Raw genomic sequence first — 24,066 nt, forward strand, 5'->3', positions numbered from 1 at the left:
GTGGGCCTTTTGGCCAAAGAAAAACCCCGCCGAATTTCTCCGGCGGGGTCCGCATTCCCTTGATCATCAAGCGCTTCCCGGCGCTCTCAGAACTCGACAGCTCGATCGCCGTCTTCGTCCTGAATGCGCGTCGGCAGGCCGATCTTGTTCAGGAGGTTGATGAAGGGCTTGGGCGGCAGTTCTTCGACGTTGGCCATCTTCTTGACGTCCCATTCGCCTGTCGCGACCAGCATGGCGGCGGCGACCGGCGGGACACCGGCGGTGTAGGAGATGCCTTGGCTGCCCACTTCGTTATAGGCTTCCTTGTGGTCGGCGACGTTGTAGAGGAAGACGGTCTTTTCCTTGCCGTCCTTGAAGCCCTTCACGTAGTCGCCGATGCAGGTCTTGCCTTCGTATTCCGGGGCAAGCGAGGAGGGGTCGGGCAGGCAGGCCTTGACGACCTTGAGCGGGACCACTTCGGAACCGTCGGCGAGCTTGACCGGCTGTTCGGAGAGGAGGCCGATCGACTTCAGCACGGTGAAGACGTTGATGTAATGATCGCCGAAGCCCATCCAGAAGCGCACGTCGGCGCCGTCCATGTTCTTTGCCAGCGAATGCACTTCGTCATGGCCGCAGAGATAGGCGCGGCGGGTGCCGACGACCGGCAGGTCGTAGTCCTTGCCGATCTCGAACATCTTGTTGACCTGCCATTCGCCGCCCTGCCAGGAATAGACAACGCCGGTGAACTCGCGGAAGTTGATTTCCGGGTCGAAGTTGGTGGCGAAATACTTGCCGTGGCTGCCGGCATTGATGTCGACGATGTCGACGTCGGTCACCTTGTCGAGATATTCGTCCTTGGCGAGGCGCGCATAGGCGTTGACCACGCCCGGATCGAAGCCGGCGCCGAGGATGGCGGTGATGCCCTTTTCAGCGCATTCTTCCGCACGCTTCCACTCGTAGTTTCCGTACCACGGCGGGGTCTCGCAGATCTTGTTCGGCTCTTCATGGATCGCGGTGTCGATATAGGCCACACCGGTGTCCATGCAGGCGCGCAGCACCGACATGTTGAGGAAGGCGGTGCCGACATTGATGACGATCTCGGTGCCGAGCTTCTTGATCAGGGCCTTGGTGGCTTCGATGTCGAGCGCGTCGAGCGCGTGGGCTTCGAGCACGCCTTCCTGCTTCATCGCCTTCTTTTCATGCACGGAAGCGATGATCGCGTCGCACTTCGCCTTGGTGCGCGAAGCGATGTGGATGTCGCCGAGCACGTCGTTGTTCTGCGCGCACTTGTGCGCGACCACCTGGGCGACGCCGCCGGCGCCGATGATGAGCACGTTCTTCTTCATAATGGGACCAACTCCTATGTCCAATCGTCAGAACCTGGGCTTGAAGGATTTCAAGACAGGCTTTGTTCGTAGTCCGTGTAGTCGAACTCACGGACCGTCCTGAGGCTGCCATCCAGTTCGCGGATGGCGATTGCCGGCATTTGCACGCCGTTAAACCAGTTTTTCTTGACCATCGTGTAGCCGGCGGTGTCCTGCAGCGAGATGCGATCGCCGATGTTCAATTCAGTTTCAAAATTGAACTCGCCGAAGATATCGCCAGCAAGGCAGGACTTGCCGCAGACCTGGTACCGGTGCGGTCCCTGGTTGGGATGGACCTTCGCGCTTTCCCGGTAGATCAGAAGATCGAGGAGATGCGCTTCGATGGATGAATCCACCACGACAAGATCCTTGCCGTTGTAAAGTCTGTCGAGCACGGTGACTTCGAGCGTGGTCGACTTGGTGATCGAGGCTTCGCCGGGTTCCAGATAGACCTGGACGCCGAACTCGCCGGAGAAGCGCTTCAGGCGCTCGGCGAACTTCTCCAGCGGATAGTTGTCGCCGGTGAAATGGATCCCGCCGCCTAGGCTGACCCATTCTGCTTTCTTGAGCAGCGGGCCGAACTTCTGTTCGATGTCGCCGAGCATTGTGTCGAACAGGTCGAAATCGCCGTTTTCGCAGTTGTTGTGGATCATGAAGCCGGAGATCAGGTCCATGACCGGCTCGACCTTCTTCAGGTCCCATTCGCCCAGCCGCGAGAAGGGGCGGGCGGGGTCTGCAAGGTCGAAGCTCGAGGACGAAACGCCGGGGTTCAAACGCAGGCCGCGGATGATGCCGGAGGACTGGCTCTCGAAGCGGGTCAGCTGGCCGATCGAGTTGAAGATGATCTTGTCGGCATGGGACACGACTTCGTCGATCTCGTAATCGGCATAAGCCACGGAATAGGCGTGGGTTTCCTTGCCGAAACGCTCATGGCCGAGGCGGACTTCGTTGAGCGACGACGAGGTCGTGCCGTCCATATAGTCGCGCATGAAGTCGAAGACGGACCAGGTGGCGAAGCATTTCAGCGCCAGAAGCGCCTTTGCGCCGGAGAGTTCGCGCAGTGTCGCGATCTTCTCCATGTTCTGGAGCAGCTTGGACTTGTCGATCAGGTAATAAGGAGTCTGGATCAAGGCTCTATCCTTCGTGAACCCAGCCATATCTGGCGGAAGTGAACGGGACGCCCCGAATGCGTCGGAGGGGTCCCATAGGCAAAAGGGGGTAAAAAGGCAAGCGGAAGCTCAGGGTTTCGGCATGGAGATTGCCTGCCCGATTTTCATGAAGGGCAGATGACGCAGCGCCTTAGGCGCGTGGCGGCCTGCCGCCTTGCATTCCTGCGAGTGCAGCCATGCGTTGGGCGACGGGCAGTGTTCAGCAATCGGAAATCTCTGCGCTGTTAGTTGCTGGGGTAACGGTTATGCCCTGGACACGTCATGCATCTCGACCTCGCGACTATTCTGATCCTGCATCCACTGTCGCTGGTGGTCGGTGCTATCTGCTTTCTCTATGTGCGCTACCGGTCGCGTCGAAACCGGGGGCTTGGCAAGATGGCGGTCGCCTTTCTGGTGCTGGCGCTGGGATCTCTGATTGCCGGGGCTGGCGAGCAGGGCGTGGTCGATTACGCGACCTGGACCTTCGTATCCTTCGTGTCAGGGCCTTTGGCCTACACGCTGTTCTTCATTGGCCTCGCAAACCTTCTGACAGAGCGATCGGCCGGGCGCTGGTGGTGGCTGCTGCTGGCGCCTGCCGTGCTCACCGTTGCGGCCATCGTCACGCAATTTCATCTGGTCAATCTCTACCGCGCTTCGGCGTTCCTGACGGCCATGGGGCTCTATGCCCTTGGCAGCGCGGCGTTCGCCTTGTCGGATCCGAAACAGGAAAGGCTTGGCAGCCGGTATGGGCTCGCGGCTGCGCTGGCCTGCAAGGCGCTGATCGCTTTGACAACGATTGGGGGGATCGTGACCCCCGAGATCTTTCGCTTTCCGCCGGCGGCGACCTTTCTGGTGCTGATCCTCTGCCAGTTTGCGATTGCCATGTTCGTTCTCATCCTTGTGCAGGAGCGGGCAGAGCAGCGGCTGATCGCGCTGACGGAGACGGATAGTCTGACCCGCATCCACAACCGCTACTGGCTGATGGATCGGCTGCCTAAGTTCGCACCCAACGGCAGTGGTTTCATGGTCATCGATCTCGACCACTTCAAACGCGTGAACGACCTCTACAGCCATTTGGCCGGGGATCTGGTGCTCAAGAGTGCGGCTCAGGCAATGGCGGCGCGGCTGGGTGAGGGCGCCTATTTTGCCCGGACGGGTGGCGAGGAATTCGGCCTCTATCTGCCCCGCGCCTCCGAAGACGACATGCTAGCGATCGGCGAGATGCTTCGCCAGGAGGTGGAAGCCCTCAGCGTCGTCTATGAAGGCGTGACGATCCCCGTGACGCTGAGTGCCGGTGCCTCGGTCGCAGGGGAAGAAATGTCCACCAAGCGGCTGGCTGCGCGCGCCGACCATGCGCTCTACGTTGCCAAGAGGGCGGGGCGAAACCGCGTGCGGCTCTACGAGGAGCCTGACTCGTCCGAGCAAGCCTCGTGCGATAGCGCGATTATGGCCGCGAGCGGCGCCTGAAGAGCGGCTGCAGGTCTTGCGGTGGCCGCGCCTGCCTTGCCAGATGGGTGTAAATTTGTTTCGGCTGTCGTCCATCGAGACCGGTGCTGTGAGTCCTGCCATGCTGAAAGACTTCTCCCCCCAGGCCGCCTTCATGGGCGTGCTTGTCGCCTTTGTCGGTTTTGCTAGTTCTTTTGCCGTGGTGCTGCAGGGTCTGAAGGGGGTGGGCGCCACCGACTACGAGGCGGCTTCCGGGCTGATGGCGCTGTCGGTCGCCATGGGGATCTGCGGGATCGTCCTGAGTGTGTGGACGAAGCTGCCGGTCTCGGTTGCCTGGTCGACGCCGGGGGCCGCGCTGATGGCGACGGCGGGCATTCCGCTGGGCGGTTTTCCGGCGGCCGTCGGGGCGTTTCTCGTCTGTGCGGCGCTGATTATACTCGCGGGCCTCATCCGGCCCTTCGGGCGGGCGGTTGCAGCAATTCCCGCGCCGATCGCCAATGCGATGCTGGCCGGCGTGATCCTCAATCTTTGCTTTGCGCCGTTCAAGGCCGTCGCCTTCGATCCCTTGCTCGGTCTGCCGATCCTTGTCGTCTGGGCTGTCGTCGCGGCCTTCAAGCGGCTTTATGCGGTGCCGGCTGCGCTTTTGACATTTGTCGTCGTCATCGTCTTCGGCGTCGACCTGCCGGAGGGAGCAATGGCCAGCTGGGCGGCATCACTTGCGCCGCCAGTCGAGTTCGTGTTGCCCGCTTTCACGCTGCCGGCGCTGGTGTCGATCGCGCTGCCGCTGTTCATCGTCACCATGGCTTCGCAGAATATTCCCGGGATCGCGATCCTCAAGGTCAACAAGTATGACCCGCAGCCGGGGCCAATGTTTGCGGTCACCGGTCTGTTTTCGGCACTCGCGGCACCTCTCGGCGGCCATGCGGTGAACCTTGCGGCGATTACAGCGGCAATGTGTGCGGGCGAGGACGCGCATCAGGATCCGAAGCGGCGCTATTGGGCGGCAATCATCGCCGGCATCGGCTATGTGCTACTCGGGCTCGCGGCCGGTGCCGTGACCGGTTTCGTGTCGCTCGCGCCGCCGATCCTGATCCAGTCGGTTGCGGGTCTGGCGCTGATCGGGGCGTTTTCGGGGTCCTCGGTTGCAGCCTTCCAGGTGCCGGAGACGCGGGAGGCGGCGGCGGTGACGTTTCTCGTCACGGCGTCGGGAATCTCCATTCTTGGGATTTCGGGGGCGTTCTGGGGGCTGATCGCGGGGGTGGCGATGCTGGGGTTGGTCAAGCTCGCCAAGGCTCGAGCATGAGGCGGTTCCGCATTCGGACTGTCGTCTTCGCACTGGCTGCCGGTTTATTCGGCTATGTCTTCTACACGCGCTACTGGATCTGGCGGGACTGCATAGCGGCCTCGCAATCGAGTTGTGTCACGCCCGACGGCAGCAATGTAACCGATGGCGGGATGCTCTGGGGTGTGATTGCGCTTGGCTTCCTCGCTGCGGCCTTGATCGCACGGTTCTGGCGGCGGTGAGTGAGGTGTGTCGGATCTGGGGCAATCGCCAGGGTTGCTCTAGGTTTTGCGCATGGAATTCGAATTCGATCCGGCCAAGAGCGAGGCGAACAAGGCGAAGCACGGAATCGATTTCGCGGCGGCGCAGGAGTTGTGGTATGATCCTAGCAAGAAAACGCTCGCTGCTTCCTATCGTGAAGAAGTACGGTTTCTAACGGTCGGCAGCATCAAGGGACCACTCTGGACAGGTGTGTTTACCCTTCGTGGACGCCGCATCAGGATCATCCCGGTGAGGCGAGCCAGAAAACCGGAAAGGCTGGCCTATGGCCAAGATGACAGCTGAAGAGTTCGATCGAAAATTCGATAGCGGTGAAAATGTCGACGATGATCTGGATTGGTCTCAGGCCAAGACGGGCGATGTTGGCCGTAACCTTTTTCTTGTGAAACTCGGCGAGAACAGTGCGACGGAGATCGCCACCGAGGCCAAACGTCTTGGGTTGTCGGTCGATGAGTTGATTTCAAGGTGGGTCGACGAACGTCTCGAACAGGAGCGCCGGTCCGCCGCCGAATAACACTCTTGCGCGATTCAATTCATCGCGTTATTCCTGACCCTATGAAGATCAACGGCACGACCATTGCTGCGACTGAAATGACGGCCCGCACTGCGGCCAGCTTCGTCGCGTCGGTGCCAAACTCGCTTCTTCTTCTCGGCCTTATCCGCGGTTGCCGGGTCCATTGAGGAGCGCCCGGCGGCCGGGTCAGCCGTTTGGCGATTGCTCCTCGAAAACTCCCTAATCCAGATCAGTAATTCCCTGAACAGGGTTCGTTCGGACGTGTCAAAGCCAGGCTGATTTGTTATCAGCCGTTCACGCCGACGAGGACGAGAAGAGACGAAGACGATGATTTTGAAGACCCATACCGTGAAGCAGGGCATGCCGGACGCCGCAACCAAGTACCGCCCTTATCCGCAAATTGCCATTCCGGACCGCACCTGGCCGTCTAAGGTGATCGACAAGGCACCGATCTGGTGCTCGGTCGACCTGCGCGACGGCAACCAGTCGCTGGTCAATCCGATGGGCCATGACCGCAAGGCGCGCATGTTCCAGCTGTTGCTCGACATGGGCTTCAAGGAAATCGAGATCGGCTTTCCCTCGGCCTCGCAGACTGATTTCGACTTTGCCCGCTGGTGCGTGGAAGAGGGCGGCGTGCCCGCCGATGTATCGCTGCAGGTGCTGGTACAGTGCCGCCCGGAGTTGATCACGCGGACGTTTGAGGCGCTGGAAGGTGCCAAGAACCCGATTATCCACTTCTACAACTCCACCTCCGAGCTGCAGCGCCGCGTGGTGTTCGGCAAGGATGTCGCCGGTATCAAGCAGATCGCGGTCGATGCGGCGAAGATGATCATGGACATGGCGGCGAAGGCTGGTGGCGGCTATCGCTTCGAGTATTCGCCTGAGAGTTTTACCGGCACCGAGCTGGAAGTGGCCTTGGAGATCTGCAACGCCGTCATCGCCGAAGTGAAGCCGACCGCGGACAACAAGCTGATCCTAAACCTGCCATCGACCGTCGAGATGGCGACGCCGAACATCTATGCCGACCAGATCGAATGGATGTGCCGCAACATCGATAACCGCGAAAACGTGCTGATCTCCTTGCATCCGCATAATGACCGGGGCACGGGCATTGCGGCAACCGAACTCGGGTTGATGGCCGGTGCCGACCGTGTCGAGGGGACGCTGTTCGGCAATGGTGAGCGCACCGGCAATGTCGATATCGTGACGCTGGCGCTGAACATGTTCACGCAAGGTGTCGACCCGCAGCTCGACTGCTCCGACATCGAGCGGATCAAGGCGGTCTATGAATATTCGAACGAGATGGTCATTCCCGAGCGGCACCCCTACGTGGGTGAACTGGTCTATACGGCCTTTTCCGGTTCGCACCAGGATGCGATCAACAAGGGCATGAAGGCGATCAAGACCGCTAATCATCCGGTGTGGGAAGTGCCTTATCTGCCGATCGACCCGCAGGATGTCGGCCGCACTTATGAGGCGATCATCCGGATCAACTCGCAGTCGGGCAAGGGCGGCATCGCCTATATCCTGCAGGAGGACTACGGCATCAACCTGCCGCGCAACCTGCAGATCGAGTTCCGCGAGGACATCCAGCGGATCACCGATGAGGAAGGCAAGGAACTGCCGTCGAAGAAGATCTACGACCGCTTCATCGAGCGGTACGTCGATCAGACCGGCGCGCGCATCAAGTTCGTCGATCACCACACCTACCCGGCCGGGACTGACCAGAAGGGTATTCGGGTGGTTGCCGCTGAGATTACCGACAAGGGCGAGACGAAGCGGATCGAAGGCAAGGGCACGGGTCCGATCGATGGCTTCGTCAATGCGCTGTCGACCTATCTCGGCATCGACCTCTCGGTGCAGGATTATTCCGAGCATTCTTTGCAGCATGGCTCGAATGCAGCGGCGATTGCCTATGTTGAGATGGCGCATGCGGGCGGCAAGCTGTTCGGGGCTGGCATCAACACCAATATCGTGACGGCGTCGCTGGAGGCGATCGTCTCGGCCGCCAACCGCGTGCTCGACGAGCAGAAGAAGGCTTAACCGCCATGACGCTCTTCGCCGAGGTTCGACATCCGTCCTCGGCGAAGGCTCCGCTCGTGCTTCTGCATGGGTTCGGCGGGATCGGCGCCTCCTGGGCGCCGGTGATCGAGCGGCTCGACCGAGACCAGGCGCTTGTCGTCTATGACCTGCCGGGGCATGGGCGCTCGCTTGACGCCGAGGGCGTGGGGCATGCCGGCGTCATGGCCAAGGCTATTCTTGATGATCTCTACAAGCGCCAGATTCCAAGCTTTCATCTCTGTGGCCATTCCATGGGTGGGGCGATAGCCAGCCTGATCGCGCTGAAGGCAGCCGATCGTGTGCTCTCGCTGACGCTTGCGGCACCCGGGGGCTTTGGCTCGAAGATCGATCATCAGGCCCTGCGCCGATACGGTTCGGCGGTCGAACCCGAAGAATTGGCAGCTGGGTTGGCTCTGATGGCTGCGCCAGCTGCCGCGCCCTATATGTCGGATCTCAATGTGCTCGCGGATGCGCGGCGGCTTCCCGGGGCGACGGATCGACTGATGGAGATCCTCCAATCCTTCTTCGTGGAAACAAACGGGCAGATCGGGCAGGGGACGTTGCCGCTTTCCTCTTTCACCGGTCTCGGCATCCCGACACGGTTGATCTGGGGGACCAAGGACCCGATCTTGCCGGTCGCGCAGGCGCAGAATGTGTGGCCTGGCGCTGACGTGGCTCTGATCGAGGATGTCGGGCACATGCTGATCGACGAAGCGCCGGATAGGGTGGCTGCGGCAATCCGAGCGGCGGTGGCGGAGGCCTAGAGGTCAGCCGAGCAGGCGCTCGCTGTGATCAAGTTTGAGCGGCTCGTCCTCGCGCTCGATCTTGTAGCGCTGCCAGTCGAGTTGCCAGTTTCCAGCTTCGCCATCGATGGAGAAGAGATTGTAGCCAGCGGCGGGTTTCTTGGCGCCAGGCCCCTGGCTTGCCGAGGCTATCCCGACGACCGGGACCTTCTTTTCGCGGTCCGTCAGCCAGTAGAGCGTGTTGAGATGCGTGTGGCCATGCAGCACGAGTTCGGCGCCGCCTGTGCGGATCGCAGCGGCGAAACGGCGGATGCCGATCATACGCTTGTGCTGGGGGGCGGCTCCGCGGATCGGCGGGTGGTGGATCATCACCACGCGGAAAAGGCCTTCCTCGCCGGCGGCCTTCAGAAGCGCTGCGGTCTCGCGCGCCTGGCGGCCGCTGAAATAGCCCTGGGCGGAAAACGGCGGGGTGGCGATGGAGGTCGAGCAGCCGATGAGCGCGACCGGCCCGCGGCGGCGGATATAGGGGAAGAGCTTATGATCGTCCTGGAAGATCAGCGGGTCGTCGTCGCCGCGCATATAGTCGTACCAGGCATGGACCGAGCGCTCGTGCGCGCCGGGGACATAGGCGTCGTGATTGCCCGGGACAACCGAGGTGTCCAGCGGTGCGCCCGCTTCACTCAGCCATTCCGCCACCAGCTTGACCTCAAGCTTCGAGGCGAGGTTCACGAGGTCGCCGGTGATTGCGAGATGATCGGGATTTTCGGCGCGCAGCCCGTCCAGAACCATTTCCAGTGCATTGGGGAAAAGATGCTTGCGGCGGTTGCGATGCCAGTTCACATAGCCCGTAATCCGCTTCGAGGCCAATTCCCGGATCGTCAGGTTCGGCAGCGGGCCGAGATGCACGTCGGAGATGTGGGCGAGCTTGAACATGGCGCTTCTCTTAACGGCGCTGACACCGAGGGGCAAGGAAAATGAAGCCAGCGGGTGGGGCCGAAACCGGCCCCGATAGCGAAAGGCTCGGATGGCCGAAGAGGTTCCTCGTTCGTCTTCTGCATGTCTATTTCGCCGTTAGCCGTGGCATGACGCTCGGGGTGCGGGCGGCCTGTTTCGACGAGGCGGGGCGGATCTTCCTCGTTCGCCACACCTATGTGCCGGGCTGGCATATGCCGGGTGGAGGCGTGGAGCGCGGTGAGACGGCGGTGGAGGCGCTTCTGAAGGAGATGCGGGAGGAGGGCAATCTTGAAGCCGTCGACTCTCCCGCGCTCTTTCATGTGTACTTCAACGCGCGCATCAGCCGGCGCGATCACGTCTTGCTCTACCGCGTCAACGTGCGCCAGACAGGGCCACGTCCGGCGGACCGGGAAATTGCCGAGGCGGGTTTCTTCCACTTCGACGCTCTGCCGGAGGGCGTGACCCAGGCGACGCGGCGACGGATCGCGGAACTGCGCGGGGAAATCTCCCCCGCGCACCACTGGTGAGGTCAGGCGCCGAGCTTTTCTCGACCGTGCGGGTTCATCAGGTCCTCATCAGGGCCAACGGGAACGACGCCGGTCGGATTGATCATGGTGTGGCTGCGGTAATAGTGGTGCTTGATGTGGCGCATCTCGACCGTCTCGGCGATCCCAGGCGTCTGATAGAGGTCGCGCAGATAGGCCGATAGGGCGGGATAATCTGCGATGCGGCGGATGTTGCATTTGAAGTGGCCGACATAGACGGGGTCGAAGCGCACCAGCGTGGTGAACAGACGCCAGTCGGCTTCCGTCATACGTGTGCCGAAGAGGTAGCGCTGGCCGGTGACGCGCTCTTCCAGCCAGTCGAGTGTCTCGAAGAGCGGATAGACGGCGCTTTCATAGGCTTCCTGGGTGGTGGCGAAACCAGCCTTGTAGACGCCGTTGTTGACGGTGTCATAGATACGGGCGTTCACCTCGTCGATCTCGGCGTGAAGGTCTTGAGGGTGCATGTCGAGGGTCGAGCCGGTCAGGCCGTCGAAGGCCGAATTCAACATGCGGATGATCTCGGAAGACTCGTTCGAGACGATCGTGTTCTGATGCTTGTCCCAGAGCACCGGCACCGTGACGCGTCCGGAGAATTTCGGGTCGGCTTTGACGTAGACCTCCCAGAGATAGTCGGAGCCGAAGAGGTGGTCGGGCGTGGCGCCATCACGATCATGGAATTCCCAGCCGTTCGACAACATCAGCGGATCGACGACTGATACCGAGATCAGGTCTTCGAGGCCCTTCAGGGCGCGGAAGATCAGGGTGCGATGCGCCCAGGGGCAGGCATAGGAGACGTAGAGGTGGTAGCGATCTGCCTCTGCCTTGAAACCGGCCTTGCCGGAAGGGCCGGCTGAGCCGTCGGCCGTCACCCAGTTGCGAAAGCTCGAGTCGGCTCGCTTGAAATGCCCCGAGGTCGATTTCGTGTCGTACCAGACGTCCTGCCAGACGCCATCCACCAGTCTACCCATCGTCGCTTCCTTATCGTTTCAACTTGACCGGCAAGATACGGCTGCTGGCTGCAATTGCGAGGGGTGATGGGTTGAACAGTGCGTTTTCCGTGGACGGACAGAAAATTTGCTGCTATCGGAACAACACCCAAGATTTGAAGGCCCCGATGACCCTCGCACGGAACCCACGACGACGCTGACGCTCTCGAACGCACGATATTCGTGCGCGTGAACCCTATTGCTGTCTGTCTATTGGTTTCGGTCATCCATGTTTCACTCAGGCCTTGTCTACCTCACCGAGGATGCGTCGCACGACGCAGTCATTGAACTCATCAACGAAGAAGCTTTTGGTCCCGGCCGGCATACCCGTGCGGCAGCGCGCATCCGCGAGCAGGGCCCGCATGACCGGTCACTTTCCTTCATCTGCACCGACAATGGTGAGACGATTGCCTCGGTGCGCATGACGCCAGTGCTGGCAGGCGGCGTTCAAGGGCATCTGCTCGGACCGCTCGCCGTCAGACCCAGCCACAAGAACCGGGGCATTGGCCGCGAACTGGTGCGGATTGCCATCGAGGCGGCGCGGCGGAAGGGTTCGGAAGGCGTCATTCTGATTGGTGACCCGCCCTATTACATGCCGCTCGGCTTCGAGAAGGTGGCCTACAAGGCGCTCGACTTCCCCGGTCCTGTCGATCCGAACCGGGTGCTGATCGTGCCTTTGGTGGGCGATGTGCACGACCGTTTGAAGGGCGTGATCGCCTGGCGGGACGCAAGTCCTGTCGAGGCCGCGGACGCGGCCAACGGCTCGAAGTGCTACGCCTCTGCCTGATGCGATGACCGCTCCCAGGGAAGGCCCGGCCGTTCGCGTGCCGGGTTTGGTTGTTCACCTTCCTGTTCAAGACAGGCGCGGATGTAGACCCGGTTCACCAATTGCATCAACAAGGCGGTGAGCGGTGTTGCCATCGCGAGCCCGATGAGGCCAAAAAGCGTTCCGAAGACAAGTTGCGACGAGATCACCAGGACGGGAGGGAGGGACACTTTCTCTTTCTGCACGATCGGCGTGACGACGTAACTCTCCAGTGTCTGGACGAACATATAGACGGCCAGCACCATCAGCACCGCATTTGTCCCATCGGGCACGGCGAGCAGCAAGCCGGGGATCGCGGCGAGGATGGGGCCGACATTCGGGATGAAGGCGAGCAAGCCGGCGATCAGGCCGAGTGCCAGTGCGAGAGGTATGCCGATCAGCCAGAGACCGAGGCCGGTCAGGATGCCGACGACGGACATCGAGATCAACTGTGCCGACAACCAGCTCTGCAGCGTCGCTATGCTCTCGTCGATCACGTTGCCGGCCTCAGGACGGAGCGACGGCGCAAACAGGCGCAGAAAGCCTCTTCTGTAGGTGCCGGGATCGAACGCGCCATAGAGCGCGATGAAGAGCAGCAGGACGCTGTTGCCGAGATAGCCGAATGCGGAACCAAGCGCCTGCGTGGCGGCGCCGCCAAAAGCGCCGGACCAGAGATCGGTCTGCTCCATGCGATCGAGGAGTTCGCGGCCCCAGGCATATTCCTCGATGCGCTCGGCAAGGCTCTGTGCCGCTTCGGGGAGCTGTCGCCACAGCTGGTCGATCTGCGTCGACACGGCGGGCGCTGCGACCGTGCCGCCAATTGCAAAGCCACCGACGATCAGCAGGAGGAAGATCGCCACACCCCATGCCGGGCGCAGCGACAGATGCCGGGCAATCCAGAGCCCTCCTGCCCGAAAGAATACGGCGAGCAGCAGCCCGGCAAAAATCATCAGCAGCGTTGCAGGCAGAAGTACGAGAAACAGGATCAACGTCGCTGCGAGGACGCCGAGTGACAGGACGCGCATCGACACGCCTCTATCCCGCGCTTGATTGCGGCCTGATGCTCTGTCCGTTCGGTTCATGTGAATTGCCCCTTGTTCGCCAAAGTCGCTGGCGCCATGCCGGCACCCTAGACTGGGAACAGTGGGGAGGGCTCGATGTTCCGATCTTCTCGGAGCGCCCACTAGTTGGCGGCAAACCGCACACACATGGCAAACGGCGAATGTGGTGCTCAGAAGCGCTTGATCAGCCAGCAGATATCCTGGCCCTGACTGAAATTCTCAATCTTTCCGAAGACACTGTATCCGGCGCGCTCATAGGCACGGCAGGCCGCCGGGTTGATCGTGTCGATGTAAGCGCCGATGCAGCCGCGCGCCTTCGCCTCTTCTTCGGCGAGTGTCAGCAATCGGCCGGCCATGCCCTGACCGCGCAGGCGCTCAGGGACCGAGAGCAACTCCACATAAAGCCAACCGCGACCGGTATAGCCGACGAGGCCACCGTCGACGGAGCCGTCATCTGCCTGAATCGGAATGAAGAGATCGCGCCTATCGGACGGGCCGAGCAGGGCATCGTTGTGGGCCTTGATGCTGGCGAGGATCGCGTCGCGGGCGGTTTCGGGGACGGTGTCGGAGAGGGTGAGTGATGCAGGCATGGGCGCAGGTTAGGCTGCGTTGGCTTCATTGTCCACGTGCTGGTCGGCTGGCCCACATCGGTCATGGGGGGAGTCCGAGTGACGACAGCCGCAAAGTGCCAGTTGCCTCAGGGTGCCTGGTCGACGATGCATCTTTGGTCCGCCGTCGAATATGCTAGATCTGGTCCGCCCAGCTACCGATTTCGCAGTGAGAATTCCGATGCATCCGATACCGACATTCACAACAGGTCGCCTCGTTCTACGCGCCATGCGCTTCGATGACTGGCCGGCTTACAGGCAACTGATGGCTTCGGAACGGGCGCAATTCATGGGCGGCCCGTTCCTGGATGCTGCAGCCTGGGGCATGTTCTGCAGTGACCATGGCCAATGGGATCTGTTTGGTTGCGGGGCGCTGATGATCGACGATCGGGCGACCGGGGCCTGTGTGGGACAGGTGGGGATCAATGCGGGGCCGCTGTTCCCGGAGTTCGAGTTGGGATGGTTCGTGTATCCTGAATTTGAAGGCAGGGGCTATGCCTATGAGGCGGCTGAAGCGCTGCTCCATTGGGCGAGAGAGGTGCGCCAGTTGCCGAGCCTCGTTAGCTATGTCGATCCTGACAATGTCAGATCTGCCGGTCTCGCCACACGGCTTGGTGCCGAGCTGGACCAGCGAGCGGCACGGCCGTCGCCGCGCGATCTGGTATACCGTCACTATCCAAAGCAATCGGAATAGGCGTGCCGGCTGGATGCGGCGTCACGGAAGGTAGCGGCCTTACCGCCCCTCGCGCCACCACATCGCAGACACCGCCAGCAACAAGATCCCGAGCCCTGCAAAGCCCGCGAAAAGCGGCAGCGTGTTGACGCCCTTGAGCACGGTTTCGTCGGTCAGCTTGATCAGCATGCGGCGGTCGTCGGCGACGCGGACTTCACCGCGCACGGGCAGGATGTCGGGGATGCGGACAGAGGCGTCTCCGTCGTCCAGGCGGGCTGTGAGGCCGCGCGATTCCTCGCTGGTGGGGGCGAGTGTATCGGTGGTTGAGATCATCGCGCGGAATTCGGGAGCGTCGACGGCGCCGACATGGACGAGGCTCGAGAAGTCGCCATTGGTGATGGTGAAGAGGCCGGTCTCGGTCATGCGGCGTTCGCCACGATAGAGGCCGGGCTGGATCTCGTTTAGGTTCAACGCAATCGTTTCGCCTGAGGGCGTGGTGATCGTGGCGGGGCCGGGGGCGTCGCCGATGGTCTGGCGGGTCACTTCCAGCGTGCGGCCGGTGGCGCGGGCCTTAAGCGCCTCTTCCTCGAGCTCCGGCTCCTTCATCAGCCAGTGGGCGATGCGGCGATAGAGCGAGACATGCGGTCCGCCGCCTTCGAATCCGCGGGCCCAGAGCCAGCCCTGATCGGAGAGCAGCATGGCAACGCGGCCCTCATTGGCGCGGTTCAGCACGAGCAGGGGACGGTCGCCGTCACCGGTCATGACGGTTTCGCCATCGGGACGGCCGACATCGATGCTGCGGAACCAGCGGCCCCATTGTGGCGGCTCGACGGTGGAGCCATCGAGGCCACGGGTGACGGGATGGCGTTTGCCCTGCTCCGAAATGCGGGGATAGAAGCCGGCCTGATGGACATCGCCGGTCGGGGTGGCCGGAAGCACTGACTCAAGCGGTGTGAGGGCGATCGAGTCCTGGCCGGCATGTTCCGGACCGGCGGCGATCAGCAGCGCGCCGCCATTCCTCACATATTCGGCGATGTAGTCGTAATAGAGGATCGGCAGCACGCCACGATGCTGGTAGCGGTCGAAGATGATCAGGTCGAAATCATTGATCTTTTCGACGAAGAGTTCGCGGGTCGGGAAGGCGATCAGCGAGAGTTCGTTGATCGGCGTGCCATCCTGCTTTTCTGGCGGGCGCAGAATGGTGAAGTGGACGAGGTCGACCGAGGCGTCCGATTTCAAGAGGTTGCGCCAGGCGCGTTCGCCGGCATGCGGTTCGCCCGACACGAGCAGCACGCGCAGGTTCTGGCGGATGCCCTCGATCAGGTGGATGGCGCGGTTGTTGACGTCGGTGACTTCGCCCGGTGTCGCGGCGACCGAGAATTCGAGCACATTGTTGCCGCCGCGCGGCACGCGGAAGGCAAAGGAGGTCTCGGCCCCGGGAACGGCAGGGATGGTGCCCAAGTCTTCGCCGTTCATTCTGACCGAGACGTCGGCCGGCTGGTTGGAGGCTTCTCCGTCGTCGAAGACGCGGAATGTCAGTTCCTGCTCCTCGTCGACGATGCCAAAGCGCGGAGCGCGCAGGACTTCGATGCGGCGATCGAACTCGTTGGCCTTGCCGGTGACGAGGGAGTGGACCGGAGCGTCAAAGGGGAGCGCCTGGTTTTCGGACGGGATGTCATGCACCTGGCCGTCGGTGACGAAGATTGCACCGCCGACACGGGCCGGCGGAACGTCCGTCGTTGCCGCAGCCAGCGCTTCGAAGAGCTTGGTGGAGGGGGCATCGCTGTCGCCGGGATCGGTGACTTCGATGATGCGCGGCTCGATATTGGGGAAGCGGCCGAGGCGGTCGCGGATGCCCTGCAATGCCTCGTCGGTCTGCTCGGCGCGGCCGGCGATCTGCTGGCTCTGGCTGCGGTCGACGATGACGGGCACGACAGTGGTCAGCGGATCGCGTTCTTCCTGCAGTAACAGCGGGTTGGCGAGAGCGGCCAACACGGCGATCGAAGCTGCGAGGCGGATGGCGGTGCCGCGTACGCCGCGCAGGAAGCCGAGGGCGGAGAGCACCACGGCGAGCACAGCAAGGGTGGCGATGGCGATCCAGGGGATGAAGGGGGCGAATTCTAGCGTCATGGTCTCATTGCCCCAGTCTTTCGAGCAAAGCAGGCACGTGAACCTGGTCTGCCTTGTAGTTGCCGGTCAGCATGTACATCATGATGTTGACCCCGGAGCGGAAGGACATTTCGCGCTGCATCTCGTCGGCGGGGACGACTGGCAGCACGCTTGCGCCATTGGCATCGATGGCCCAGGCGCCCATGAGATCGTTGCCGGTGATCATGATCGGGCTCACGCCATCGCCGGAGGATGCGACCGCGCTGTTGCTCGACTGGGCCTCCTGGCGGGATTCGACCCAGAGCGGGCTGCCGCTGTAGCGGCCGGGAAAGCCCTGCAGCAGGTAAAAGGCGCGCGTCAGCACGTGGTCTGAAGGCACCGGCTCAAGCGGCGGGATGTCGATATTGGCAAGGATCGCCTGCAGGCGCTCGCCATTCGGAGAGGCCCCGACTTCGTTGCCCAGTGTCGAACCCTGGTCGCGCGTGTCGAAGAGCACGGTGCCGCCGGCGCGCATATAGGCGTCGATACGGCTGATCGCGGCTGCTGACGGCATGGGCGCGGAAGCCGAGATCGGCCAGAAGATGATCGGGTAGAAGGAGAGCTCGTCCTTGGAGATGTCGACGCCGACAGGCGGTGCCGGTTCGAGCGTCGTGCGGTAGGTCAGGAAGTCGGTGAGGCCCGCGAGACCCTGTTCGGACAGGCGGTCGACCTCCGCGTCGCCCGTGATGACATAGGCAAGGTGGGTGTTGTCGAGACGCTCAAGGATCTGTTCGTCGCCGGGTTTCGCATCAGTTGACTGGGCCAGTGCCTGGCCTGACGGTGCGACGGCAGCGAGCGCCACGGCAAGCGCCAGGATCGAGGCGGCGGCGGCCGGTGCACGTTTTGGCAGGCGCGAGAAGGCGCCGCCCATGAAGAGCACGATCAGGCTGTCAATGACGAGAAGCAGGAAGGCGAGCGTCAGCAGGCTTGGCTTCAGTGGGCTGGCGGCCGTGCCGGCCATCGGGTCGCGGGCGACGGTGAGGCCTGCCGGCGAGGGGAGCGGGCGCAGTGTCGCATCAGCCGGCAGGAGGTTGAGTGCCGTGAAGCCGTCTTCCGTGCCATAGAGGCCAGGCGGGTTGTCGAAGGTGGCGGCTTCTGGACGGTCGGGGCCGAGCGAGAGCGGCTTTGCGGTGCCGGCTTCTGTCGTCAGCGCACCACGCTCGTTGAGCAGGCGGAAGGGCGGAAGCGACGGGGCGGTCGCCTGGCCGGCCTGAGCCTCAGCTGCGCCGACGCGAGTGAGCTGGACGATACGGCGGAGCATGTCGACGAAGGTGCCGGAAATCGGCAGATCCGACCAGGTGGCCTCGGCGCTGACGTGGAACAGCACGATGCGGCCGGCGCCGTTGTCTTCGACGGTGACGAGCGGCGTGCCGTCGGCAAGGCTTGCCCAGGTGCGGGCAGCGAGATCCGGTGTCGGTTCGGCGAGCACCTGGCGCTTGACGAGGATGCCCTCGGGGCGCGGCATGCCGGCGAAGGGGCCGAAGGTTGGGAAATCGGCGAGCGGCTGAGGCTCGGCCCAGGAGAGGGCGCCGCCCAGCGCGCGTTCGCCCTGGCGCAAGATCACGGGGACCAGCGGGTCGTCGGCGGGGGCTGCGGCCAAGCGAGGACCGGCAAAGCGGATCAGCGTGCCGCCACGGTTGATCCACGCTTGAAGCGGATCATAGACATCGGCCGGGAGACGGCCGACATCGGCGAGCACCAGAGCGGACGGGTTCTGGTTGAGGATCTCGGGTATGGCGACAGCGAGGTCGGTCTGGCCGGGCTTCACCACATCGGCATAGGGGCCAAGCGCGCGCTCGATGTAGTAGAGCGGCGAGAGGAGTGGCTGGAAGCCGTCGCCGCTGTCGCCGGAGACGAGCGCGACCTTGCGGCGGCGGAAGCCGTCGTCGAGCAGGTGAGTGGCGCCGGCCGAAGCGACGCCTGCAATCGACAGGCGGGCAAAATCATTGCGCAGTTCGAAGGGGGCGGCGATCTCCCCGGAAGCTTCTGATGTGCCGGGGGCGAAATCCACCTGGCCGGAGGCGATGACACGACCCTGGCGGTCCTGCGCATCGACGATCAGGCTTCGAGGTTCGGCGGCATTCAGGCGCGAGAGCGAGACGGTGAGTGCATCCGAGCCGTTGTTTGCGCCGGTGATGGCGACGCTTGCTGCGCCATCACCCTCGACGACGCGGAATTCGGCGGGCGAGAGGCTGGCGAGATCCGAGAGGAACGGATCTTCCGCGTCGCGGGCGATGCCGTCGGAGACGTAGGCCAAGGTGCCGGGGCGTTCCGAGGAGAAGGTGGTGCGCAGGGCTTCGATGGTCCTTGCCCGATCGGGGCGCTGCGGATGGGGTGTCGCGGCGGCAAGTTTTTCGAGCGCCACGGCGGCGGTGCCGGGGATTGCGTCATGGTTTGCCTCCGCCGTGAAGACGACCGACACGGGCAGGCTGCGGTCAGCGGCATCGCCGATCAGGGCGGTCGCGGTTTCGACACGACGATCCCAGTCGCCGACGGTCGCCCAGCCATTGTCGACGACGAGCAGCAGTGGGCCGTCGCCGGAAAGCGTGGCGTTGCGCGGGTTGAGGACGGGGTCGGCGAGCGCGAAGATGACGATCGCGGCCATCAGCATTCGCAGGAGCGTCAGCCACCAGGGGCTTTTCGAGGGCGTCTCCTCGCGCTTCAAGACGCCGGCCAGGATCTTCAGCGGCGGGAAGACTTCCGCCTTCGGACGCGGCGGGGTGAGCTTCAGGAGCCACCAGATCAAGGGCAGTGCGAGCAGGGCGCCGAGAATGGCGGGAGCGCCGAAGGCGAGTGGCATACCGAACATCAGCCCGCACTCCTGTTAACGGCGGGCGGCATGCCCGACAGGTGCATGTGGACGGCGACGAGGGCCTCGGAGGCGAGGCGATCGGTGCGGTTATGGGTGAAGCTCCAGCCCATGCGGCGGAGCTGATCCGACATGGACCCTCGGCGCGCGAGATAGGCCTGCTGATAATCGTCGCGGAGGGTTTCGGCGCGGCCGGAGGTGAGCTTTTCGCCGGTTTCCGGATCGGTGAATTCGGTGCGGCCGGTATAGGGGAAGGTCTCTTCCGCCGGATCGGCGACCTCGAGCACATGGCCGCGCAGACCACGGCGGGCGAGCGGCGTGATGCGCTCCATCACCCGGTCCGCATCGTCAAGAAAATCGCCGATCAGCACGATGTCGCTTGCGCCGCGGATCATACGGGTGTCGGGCAGGCCTTCGGTCGGCGGCGCATGCATGATGGCGGTGGCAAGACGCTCGGCGGCGTTGCGGGCGGAGATCGGCTCCATGATGCCAGGGCAACCGATGCGTTCACCGGAACGTGCCAGGATTTCGGCGAGTGCCAGCATCAGCACTAGCGCGCGGCTTTCCTTGGAAACAGAGGCAAGCGTCGACTTGTACATCATCGACGGCGACATGTCGGCCCAGAGCCAGACGGTGTGGGCCGCTTCCCATTCGCGGTCCCGGATGTACATGTGGTCGTCGCGGGCCGAGCGCCGCCAGTCGATGCGCGAAAAGCTCTCGCCATCGGCATAGGGCCGGAACTGCCAGAAGTTTTCGCCGATGCCACGCTTGCGGCGGCCGTGCCAGCCGGCAATCACAGTGTTGGCGATGCGGCGGGCCTCAACCATGCAGTCGGGCACGAGCACGGCACGCTGGCGGGCGCGCTTCAGTACTTCGCTGCCTGTTGTCTGCTCGACGATCTGGCCGATGGATGCCACGCGGTTAAGGCCTCCCTTACTTGCGCAGGTCGGAAACGAGGGCCGCGATGACGTCGCGGACGGTCATGCCTTCAGCGCGCGCCGCAAAGGTCAGTGCCATGCGGTGTTCGAGCACCGGTTCGGCGAGCGCATACACGTCGTCGATGGAGGGGGCGAGTCGGCCTTCATACAGGGCGCGGGCGCGGGCGCAGAGCATCAGGGCCTGTCCGGCGCGGGGACCCGGACCCCAGGCGATGTTCTTGTCGGTCGCGTCGTTGCCGTGGCCCGGACGTGCCGAGCGAACGAGCGTCAAAATGGCGTCGACCACGGTGTCGGAGACCGGCATCTGGCGGATCAGCTTCTGGATCTCCAGCAGGCGGGCGCTGTCGATGACGGCACTGGCGCGGCGGTCACCGACGCCTGTCGTCTCCAGCAGGATCTGCCGTTCGGCGGCGAGTTCCGGATAAAGAACATCCACCTGCAGCAGGAAGCGGTCGAGCTGGGCTTCAGGGAGGGGGTAGGTTCCTTCCTGCTCCAGCGGGTTCTGGGTCGCGAGCACGTGGAAGGGAGCGGGCAGCTGATAGGGCTGGCCGGCGATGGTGACGTGGTATTCCTGCATCGACTGCAGAAGAGCAGACTGAGTGCGCGGGCTTGCGCGGTTGATCTCGTCGGCCATCAGCAGTTGGGCAAAGACAGGCCCCTTGACGAAGCGGAAGGAGCGACGCCCCGTCTCGTCCTGGTCCATGACTTCCGTGCCGATGATGTCAGAGGGCATCAGGTCGGGTGTAAACTGGATACGGTTGGCATCGAGGCCAAGGGCCGAGCCGAGCGTGGTCACGAGCTTGGTCTTTGCGAGACCGGGAACGCCGACCAGAAGAGCATGGCCACCTGAGAGAATGGCAAGGAGGGTGTTTTCGACGACTTTTTCCTGACCGAAGATCACCTTGGCCACTTCCTGGCGGATCGCCGCGATATCTGCGAGCGCCTTCTCGGCCTCGGCGACGATCGCTTTCTCGTCCAGTGCAACATCGGGATTTGGCATCATGCCCATGGTCTGCTCCAATTGGTTTTGGACGTGTCCGGCGAATCGAACGGACGCGTAAGGTGCATGTTACTGAAACTAACTTATTGGCGAGAGGACGGCTGACAAGGACGTTTCGAATGACTATCTCGTGACTGTTATAGGCTAAAGACAAAACCGGGACGCAAAGATGGCAGGCGATACGCTGAAGGCGACTACAGATGCGGCGGGGCTCGCCGCGCTGATTTCGCGCGCGTCAGCGCAAACATCGGGCGGAAAGGCATCACTACCGCCGGTGGAACGCTGGGAACCGCCTTTCTGCGGGCATCTCGACATGGAAATCAGGGCCGACGGTACCTGGTTCTACATGGGCACGCCGATCTGTCGGGAGCCTCTGGTGCGCCTGTTTTCGACGGTTCTGCGCAAGGATGAGGACGGCAAGACCTATCTCGTCACGCCTGTGGAAAAGGTCGGTATTCGTGTCCAGGACGCCCATTTCGTCGCGGTCGAGATGAGCGTGACGGGAGAGGCGGGTGAGTCAGTGCTGACATTCCGCACCAATGTCGGAGATGTGGTCGAGGCGGGGCCTGAGCATCCGCTGCGCTTCGAGACCGTTGGCGACAATCACGAGCTTAAGCCTTACCTGTCCGTCCGTGGTCGTCTGGAGGCGCTTGTCTCGCGCGCGGTCATGTATGATCTCGTCGAGCGGGGTGAGGTGGTGGAGATCGAGGGCAAGGCAATGTTTGCCCTGCGCTCTCGCGGCGCGATATTTCCGATCATGCCCGCCGAAGAACTCGATCGACTGTCGCGGTGACATCGATGACATTTACCGCAGAGGATTTCCGCCGCCGGGCTTTGGAACAGGTGGGTGCACCGCTCGAGCATGCCTGGCGCGACCACGGCGACCACGCGCTGAATCCCGACACCATCCTGCAATACGAGCAGTTGAAGCTGAAGGATGCGGCGGTGCTGATCGGTGTGATCGACGATCCGGACGAGGCGCGGATCATCCTGACGCAGCGGACCAGCAAGCTCCGGCAACATGCCGGGCAGATCGCCTTTCCGGGCGGCGGTATCGATGCGACGGACAGGTCGCCGGAAGAAGCCGCGCTGCGCGAGGCGGAAGAAGAGATCGGCCTTGAACGTCGTTTCGTCGAGACGGTCGGCCGGTTGCCGCAATATCTCTCGGGAACCGGTTTCCGCATCCAGCCGGTGCTTTCCGTCGTGCAACCCGGCTTCGAGCTGACACTCAATCCCGACGAGGTGGACAGCGTCTTCGAGGTGCCGCTTTCCTTCCTGATGAACCCCTCCAATCATCGGCAGGACAGCCGGATGTGGCAGGGTTCCGTCAGGCATTTCTATGTCATGCCCTATCGGGAGCGGCATATCTGGGGCATTACGGCCGGTATTATCCGGACGCTATACGAAAGGCTCTATGCATGACCAATTTGGCCGATCGCGACTGGTTCCAGGAGCCTGCCCTCAAGACACTGATGACGCTGCTCAACAGCGGTGGCGCGGTGACACGGGTGGTCGGCGGCGCGGTGCGCAACAGCCTTATGGGTTTGCCCGTGGGCGATATTGATCTTGCCACGACGTTGATGCCGGAAGAGGTGAGTGGCCGGGCGGCGGCGAAAGGCATCAAGGCGGTACCGACCGGGATCGAGCACGGCACGGTGACGCTTGTCGTCGACGGCAAGGGCTATGAGGTGACGACGCTCCGGCGTGACGTCGAGACGAATGGTCGCCATGCCCAGGTCGCCTTCGGCGCGAGCTGGCAGGAGGATGCGGACCGGCGGGACCTCACGATCAACGCCCTTTATGTCGGTCTCGATGGCGAGGTGATCGATCTCGTCGGCGGCCTGAAGGACATTGAAACGAAGACCGTGCGCTTTATCGGCGATGCCGAGCAGCGGATTGCCGAAGACTACCTGCGCGTCCTGCGATTCTTCCGCTTCTTTGCCCATTATGGCAGTGGGCGTCCGGATACGGATGGGTTGAAGGCTTGTGCGCGAGCGCGGAGCCAGCTGAAATCGCTCTCCGCCGAGCGCGTCTGGAGCGAGATCAAGAAGCTCTTATCCGCGCGGGATCCGGGGCGGGCGCTCCTCTGGATGCGCCAATCGGGCGTGCTGACCGAAATCCTGCCGGAAACGGAGAAATGGGGGATCGATGCGATCCCCGGTCTGATCGCGGCCGAACAGGCTTTGGGCTGGGATCCGGATCCGCTGCTTCGTCTCTGCTCGATCGTGCCGAAGGATGCGGCGCGGCTCGTCACGCTGTCGGAGCGGTTGCGGCTGTCGAATGCCGAGGCGCTGGCGCTCGACCGGTTCGCGCGGGCGCCCAAGCCTCAGGAGACAGTCACCGACGTTGCCTTCGACCGCGATCTCTATCGCTTCGGCAAGGACGGCATGATTTCGGTGCTGAAGCTTGAGCTTGCCTCGGCCCGTGCGCGTACAGAGGGTGACCAGAAGGTGATGGCGCGGAGTGCGAGGCTGTTTTCGCTGTTGAAGCGTGGCGAGGGCTTTGTGCGGCCGGTGCTGCCGATCAAGGGCTCCGATGTTCTTGCGGCTGGTATTCCTGCCGGACCGAAGGTCGGGGAAATTCTCGGCAAGCTCGAGGAAGGCTGGATCGCATCGCAGTTCAACCTCAGCCGCGAGGATCTTCTCGCCCGGCTGGAGATGCTGGCGAAGCCTTGAAAAATCGGCGCATCTAGGGAAGCCGGTACGGCTGAAAGCATGTTCGGT

Annotated in this window: 23 protein-coding genes; 13 read left to right on the plus strand and 10 right to left on the minus strand. The window is 62.9% G+C overall.

The genetic code is table 11. The annotated features are described in order from the left end of the window. Positions 1–86 precede the first annotated feature (86 nt). Together BW978_RS09895 and BW978_RS09900 are read right to left on the minus strand one after the other, a co-directional pair. Positions 87–1,325: a saccharopine dehydrogenase family protein gene (locus BW978_RS09895; protein WP_076394525.1), complete on the minus strand. Its 1,239-nt coding sequence runs from the start codon at positions 1,323–1,325 to the stop codon at positions 87–89. Positions 1,326–1,375: 50 nt separating this feature from the next. Next, positions 1,376–2,473, minus strand: coding sequence for a carboxynorspermidine decarboxylase (locus BW978_RS09900; RefSeq protein WP_076394527.1), 1,098 nt, complete (start codon positions 2,471–2,473; stop codon positions 1,376–1,378). Between the two features lie 300 nt (positions 2,474–2,773). Here BW978_RS09900 and BW978_RS09905 point away from each other — a divergent pair, with 300 nt between their 5' ends. The 7 genes from BW978_RS09905 (at position 2,774) to BW978_RS09935 (ending at position 8,837) form a co-directional block, all read left to right on the plus strand. Beyond that, positions 2,774–3,958 (plus strand): GGDEF domain-containing protein, encoded by a 1,185-nt coding sequence (locus tag BW978_RS09905; protein WP_076394529.1) that lies wholly within the window; start codon positions 2,774–2,776, stop codon positions 3,956–3,958. Positions 3,959–4,058: 100 nt separating this feature from the next. Beyond that, positions 4,059–5,240: a benzoate/H(+) symporter BenE family transporter gene (locus BW978_RS09910; protein WP_076394971.1), complete on the plus strand. Its 1,182-nt coding sequence runs from the start codon at positions 4,059–4,061 to the stop codon at positions 5,238–5,240. Next, on the plus strand, positions 5,237–5,461 hold the full coding sequence (locus BW978_RS09915) for a hypothetical protein (RefSeq protein WP_076394531.1): 225 nt from the start codon (positions 5,237–5,239) through the stop codon (positions 5,459–5,461). Before BW978_RS09910 ends, BW978_RS09915 begins: the two co-directional genes overlap by 4 nt. A 52-nt stretch (positions 5,462–5,513) precedes the next feature. Further along, the gene (locus BW978_RS09920) at positions 5,514–5,783 is read left to right on the plus strand and encodes a BrnT family toxin (protein ID WP_076394533.1); all 270 of its coding nucleotides are present in this window, start codon (positions 5,514–5,516) and stop codon (positions 5,781–5,783) included. Continuing rightward, entirely contained in the window at positions 5,764–6,012 is a 249-nt protein-coding gene (locus BW978_RS09925; protein ID WP_076394535.1) for a type II toxin-antitoxin system BrnA family antitoxin, read from the plus strand. Before BW978_RS09920 ends, BW978_RS09925 begins: the two co-directional genes overlap by 20 nt. A 327-nt stretch (positions 6,013–6,339) precedes the next feature. Continuing rightward, complete coding sequence (leuA, locus tag BW978_RS09930) at positions 6,340–8,055, plus strand: 2-isopropylmalate synthase (RefSeq protein ID WP_076394537.1); 1,716 nt, start codon at positions 6,340–6,342, stop codon at positions 8,053–8,055. A 5-nt stretch (positions 8,056–8,060) separates the two neighbouring features. After that, complete coding sequence (locus BW978_RS09935) at positions 8,061–8,837, plus strand: alpha/beta fold hydrolase (RefSeq protein ID WP_076394539.1); 777 nt, start codon at positions 8,061–8,063, stop codon at positions 8,835–8,837. 3 nt (positions 8,838–8,840) lie between these two features. On the opposite strand, the gene BW978_RS09940 is transcribed toward BW978_RS09935, so the two are convergent. Further along, complete coding sequence (locus BW978_RS09940) at positions 8,841–9,749, minus strand: metallophosphoesterase family protein (protein ID WP_076394541.1); 909 nt, start codon at positions 9,747–9,749, stop codon at positions 8,841–8,843. 41 nt (positions 9,750–9,790) lie between these two features. Here BW978_RS09940 and BW978_RS09945 point away from each other — a divergent pair, with 41 nt between their 5' ends. After that, the gene (locus BW978_RS09945) at positions 9,791–10,297 is read left to right on the plus strand and encodes an NUDIX domain-containing protein (RefSeq protein ID WP_076394543.1); all 507 of its coding nucleotides are present in this window, start codon (positions 9,791–9,793) and stop codon (positions 10,295–10,297) included. Between the two features lie 2 nt (positions 10,298–10,299). Here BW978_RS09945 and BW978_RS09950 read toward each other — a convergent pair whose 3' ends face one another. Then, on the minus strand, positions 10,300–11,283 hold the full coding sequence (locus tag BW978_RS09950; RefSeq protein WP_076394545.1) for a glutathione S-transferase family protein: 984 nt from the start codon (positions 11,281–11,283) through the stop codon (positions 10,300–10,302). Positions 11,284–11,530: 247 nt separating this feature from the next. Between BW978_RS09950 and BW978_RS09955 the strand changes: the two genes are divergently transcribed. Beyond that, positions 11,531–12,088, plus strand: a complete 558-nt coding sequence (locus BW978_RS09955; protein ID WP_076394973.1) for a GNAT family N-acetyltransferase — start codon at positions 11,531–11,533, stop codon at positions 12,086–12,088. Here the strand turns inward: BW978_RS09955 and BW978_RS09960 are convergent. Together BW978_RS09960 and BW978_RS09965 are read right to left on the minus strand one after the other, a co-directional pair. Further along, positions 12,073–13,131 (minus strand): AI-2E family transporter, encoded by a 1,059-nt coding sequence (locus BW978_RS09960; RefSeq protein WP_244551937.1) that lies wholly within the window; start codon positions 13,129–13,131, stop codon positions 12,073–12,075. The genes BW978_RS09955 and BW978_RS09960 overlap by 16 nt on opposite strands. Positions 13,132–13,337: 206 nt before the next feature. Continuing rightward, positions 13,338–13,757 carry a GNAT family N-acetyltransferase gene (locus tag BW978_RS09965; RefSeq protein ID WP_076394549.1) on the minus strand — a complete coding sequence of 140 codons (420 nt, stop codon included), beginning with the start codon at positions 13,755–13,757 and terminating at the stop codon, positions 13,338–13,340. A 199-nt stretch (positions 13,758–13,956) separates the two neighbouring features. On the opposite strand from BW978_RS09965, the gene BW978_RS09970 reads away from it, so the two are divergent. Then, a complete protein-coding gene (locus BW978_RS09970) occupies positions 13,957–14,469 on the plus strand; it encodes a GNAT family N-acetyltransferase (RefSeq protein WP_076394551.1) in 513 nt (170 codons plus the stop codon). 39 nt (positions 14,470–14,508) lie between these two features. Here the strand turns inward: BW978_RS09970 and BW978_RS09975 are convergent, their stop codons facing one another. The 4 genes from BW978_RS09975 to BW978_RS09990 are packed head-to-tail and all read right to left on the minus strand — an operon-like array spanning position 14,509 to position 21,352. Further along, positions 14,509–16,578, minus strand: a complete 2,070-nt coding sequence (locus tag BW978_RS09975; RefSeq protein WP_076394553.1) for a hypothetical protein — start codon at positions 16,576–16,578, stop codon at positions 14,509–14,511. A gap of 4 nt (positions 16,579–16,582) precedes the next feature. Next, positions 16,583–19,405, minus strand: coding sequence for a DUF4159 domain-containing protein (locus BW978_RS09980; protein ID WP_076394555.1), 2,823 nt, complete (start codon positions 19,403–19,405; stop codon positions 16,583–16,585). Further along, the gene (locus BW978_RS09985) at positions 19,405–20,322 is read right to left on the minus strand and encodes a DUF58 domain-containing protein (RefSeq protein ID WP_076394557.1); all 918 of its coding nucleotides are present in this window, start codon (positions 20,320–20,322) and stop codon (positions 19,405–19,407) included. Before BW978_RS09985 ends, BW978_RS09980 begins: the two co-directional genes overlap by 1 nt. Positions 20,323–20,338: 16 nt before the next feature. Next, complete coding sequence (locus BW978_RS09990; protein ID WP_076394559.1) at positions 20,339–21,352, minus strand: AAA family ATPase; 1,014 nt, start codon at positions 21,350–21,352, stop codon at positions 20,339–20,341. Between the two features lie 160 nt (positions 21,353–21,512). Here BW978_RS09990 and BW978_RS09995 point away from each other — a divergent pair, with 160 nt between their 5' ends. Genes BW978_RS09995 through BW978_RS10005 form a run of 3 tightly spaced genes read left to right on the plus strand, consistent with a single transcriptional unit; the run spans position 21,513 to position 24,018 of the window. Then, the gene (locus tag BW978_RS09995; protein WP_076394561.1) at positions 21,513–22,136 is read left to right on the plus strand and encodes a DUF1285 domain-containing protein; all 624 of its coding nucleotides are present in this window, start codon (positions 21,513–21,515) and stop codon (positions 22,134–22,136) included. A 5-nt stretch (positions 22,137–22,141) separates the two neighbouring features. Beyond that, positions 22,142–22,765 carry a CoA pyrophosphatase gene (locus BW978_RS10000; protein ID WP_076394563.1) on the plus strand — a complete coding sequence of 208 codons (624 nt, stop codon included), beginning with the start codon at positions 22,142–22,144 and terminating at the stop codon, positions 22,763–22,765. Next, positions 22,762–24,018 carry a CCA tRNA nucleotidyltransferase gene (locus tag BW978_RS10005; protein WP_076394565.1) on the plus strand — a complete coding sequence of 419 codons (1,257 nt, stop codon included), beginning with the start codon at positions 22,762–22,764 and terminating at the stop codon, positions 24,016–24,018. The genes BW978_RS10000 and BW978_RS10005 overlap by 4 nt, the downstream gene beginning before the upstream one ends. Positions 24,019–24,066 lie beyond the last annotated feature (48 nt).

Origin of the sequence: Rhizobium sp. RU33A (assembly GCF_900156055.1) — a bacterium.
Lineage (GTDB): Bacteria > Pseudomonadota > Alphaproteobacteria > Rhizobiales > Rhizobiaceae > Allorhizobium.

What these genes read in the sequence shown, in the direction of transcription:
- BW978_RS09895 (WP_076394525.1), bottom strand. Translation starts at nt 1,325, where the DNA reads ATGAAGAAGAACGTGCTCATCATCGGCGCCGGCGGCGTCGCCCAGGTG.
- BW978_RS09905 (WP_076394529.1), top strand. Translation starts at nt 2,774, where the DNA reads ATGCATCTCGACCTCGCGACTATTCTGATCCTGCATCCACTGTCGCTG.
- BW978_RS09910 (WP_076394971.1), top strand. Translation starts at nt 4,059, where the DNA reads ATGCTGAAAGACTTCTCCCCCCAGGCCGCCTTCATGGGCGTGCTTGTC.
- BW978_RS09915 (WP_076394531.1), top strand. Translation starts at nt 5,237, where the DNA reads ATGAGGCGGTTCCGCATTCGGACTGTCGTCTTCGCACTGGCTGCCGGT.
- BW978_RS09920 (WP_076394533.1), top strand. Translation starts at nt 5,514, where the DNA reads ATGGAATTCGAATTCGATCCGGCCAAGAGCGAGGCGAACAAGGCGAAG.
- BW978_RS09925 (WP_076394535.1), top strand. Translation starts at nt 5,764, where the DNA reads ATGGCCAAGATGACAGCTGAAGAGTTCGATCGAAAATTCGATAGCGGT.
- leuA (WP_076394537.1), top strand. Translation starts at nt 6,340, where the DNA reads ATGATTTTGAAGACCCATACCGTGAAGCAGGGCATGCCGGACGCCGCA.
- BW978_RS09935 (WP_076394539.1), top strand. Translation starts at nt 8,061, where the DNA reads ATGACGCTCTTCGCCGAGGTTCGACATCCGTCCTCGGCGAAGGCTCCG.
- BW978_RS09940 (WP_076394541.1), bottom strand. Translation starts at nt 9,749, where the DNA reads ATGTTCAAGCTCGCCCACATCTCCGACGTGCATCTCGGCCCGCTGCCG.
- BW978_RS09945 (WP_076394543.1), top strand. Translation starts at nt 9,791, where the DNA reads ATGAAGCCAGCGGGTGGGGCCGAAACCGGCCCCGATAGCGAAAGGCTC.
- BW978_RS09950 (WP_076394545.1), bottom strand. Translation starts at nt 11,283, where the DNA reads ATGGGTAGACTGGTGGATGGCGTCTGGCAGGACGTCTGGTACGACACG.
- BW978_RS09955 (WP_076394973.1), top strand. Translation starts at nt 11,531, where the DNA reads ATGTTTCACTCAGGCCTTGTCTACCTCACCGAGGATGCGTCGCACGAC.
- BW978_RS09960 (WP_244551937.1), bottom strand. Translation starts at nt 13,131, where the DNA reads ATGCGCGTCCTGTCACTCGGCGTCCTCGCAGCGACGTTGATCCTGTTT.
- BW978_RS09965 (WP_076394549.1), bottom strand. Translation starts at nt 13,757, where the DNA reads ATGCCTGCATCACTCACCCTCTCCGACACCGTCCCCGAAACCGCCCGC.
- BW978_RS09970 (WP_076394551.1), top strand. Translation starts at nt 13,957, where the DNA reads ATGCATCCGATACCGACATTCACAACAGGTCGCCTCGTTCTACGCGCC.
- BW978_RS09975 (WP_076394553.1), bottom strand. Translation starts at nt 16,578, where the DNA reads ATGACGCTAGAATTCGCCCCCTTCATCCCCTGGATCGCCATCGCCACC.
- BW978_RS09980 (WP_076394555.1), bottom strand. Translation starts at nt 19,405, where the DNA reads ATGTTCGGTATGCCACTCGCCTTCGGCGCTCCCGCCATTCTCGGCGCC.
- BW978_RS09990 (WP_076394559.1), bottom strand. Translation starts at nt 21,352, where the DNA reads ATGGGCATGATGCCAAATCCCGATGTTGCACTGGACGAGAAAGCGATC.
- BW978_RS09995 (WP_076394561.1), top strand. Translation starts at nt 21,513, where the DNA reads ATGGCAGGCGATACGCTGAAGGCGACTACAGATGCGGCGGGGCTCGCC.
- BW978_RS10000 (WP_076394563.1), top strand. Translation starts at nt 22,142, where the DNA reads ATGACATTTACCGCAGAGGATTTCCGCCGCCGGGCTTTGGAACAGGTG.
- BW978_RS10005 (WP_076394565.1), top strand. Translation starts at nt 22,762, where the DNA reads ATGACCAATTTGGCCGATCGCGACTGGTTCCAGGAGCCTGCCCTCAAG.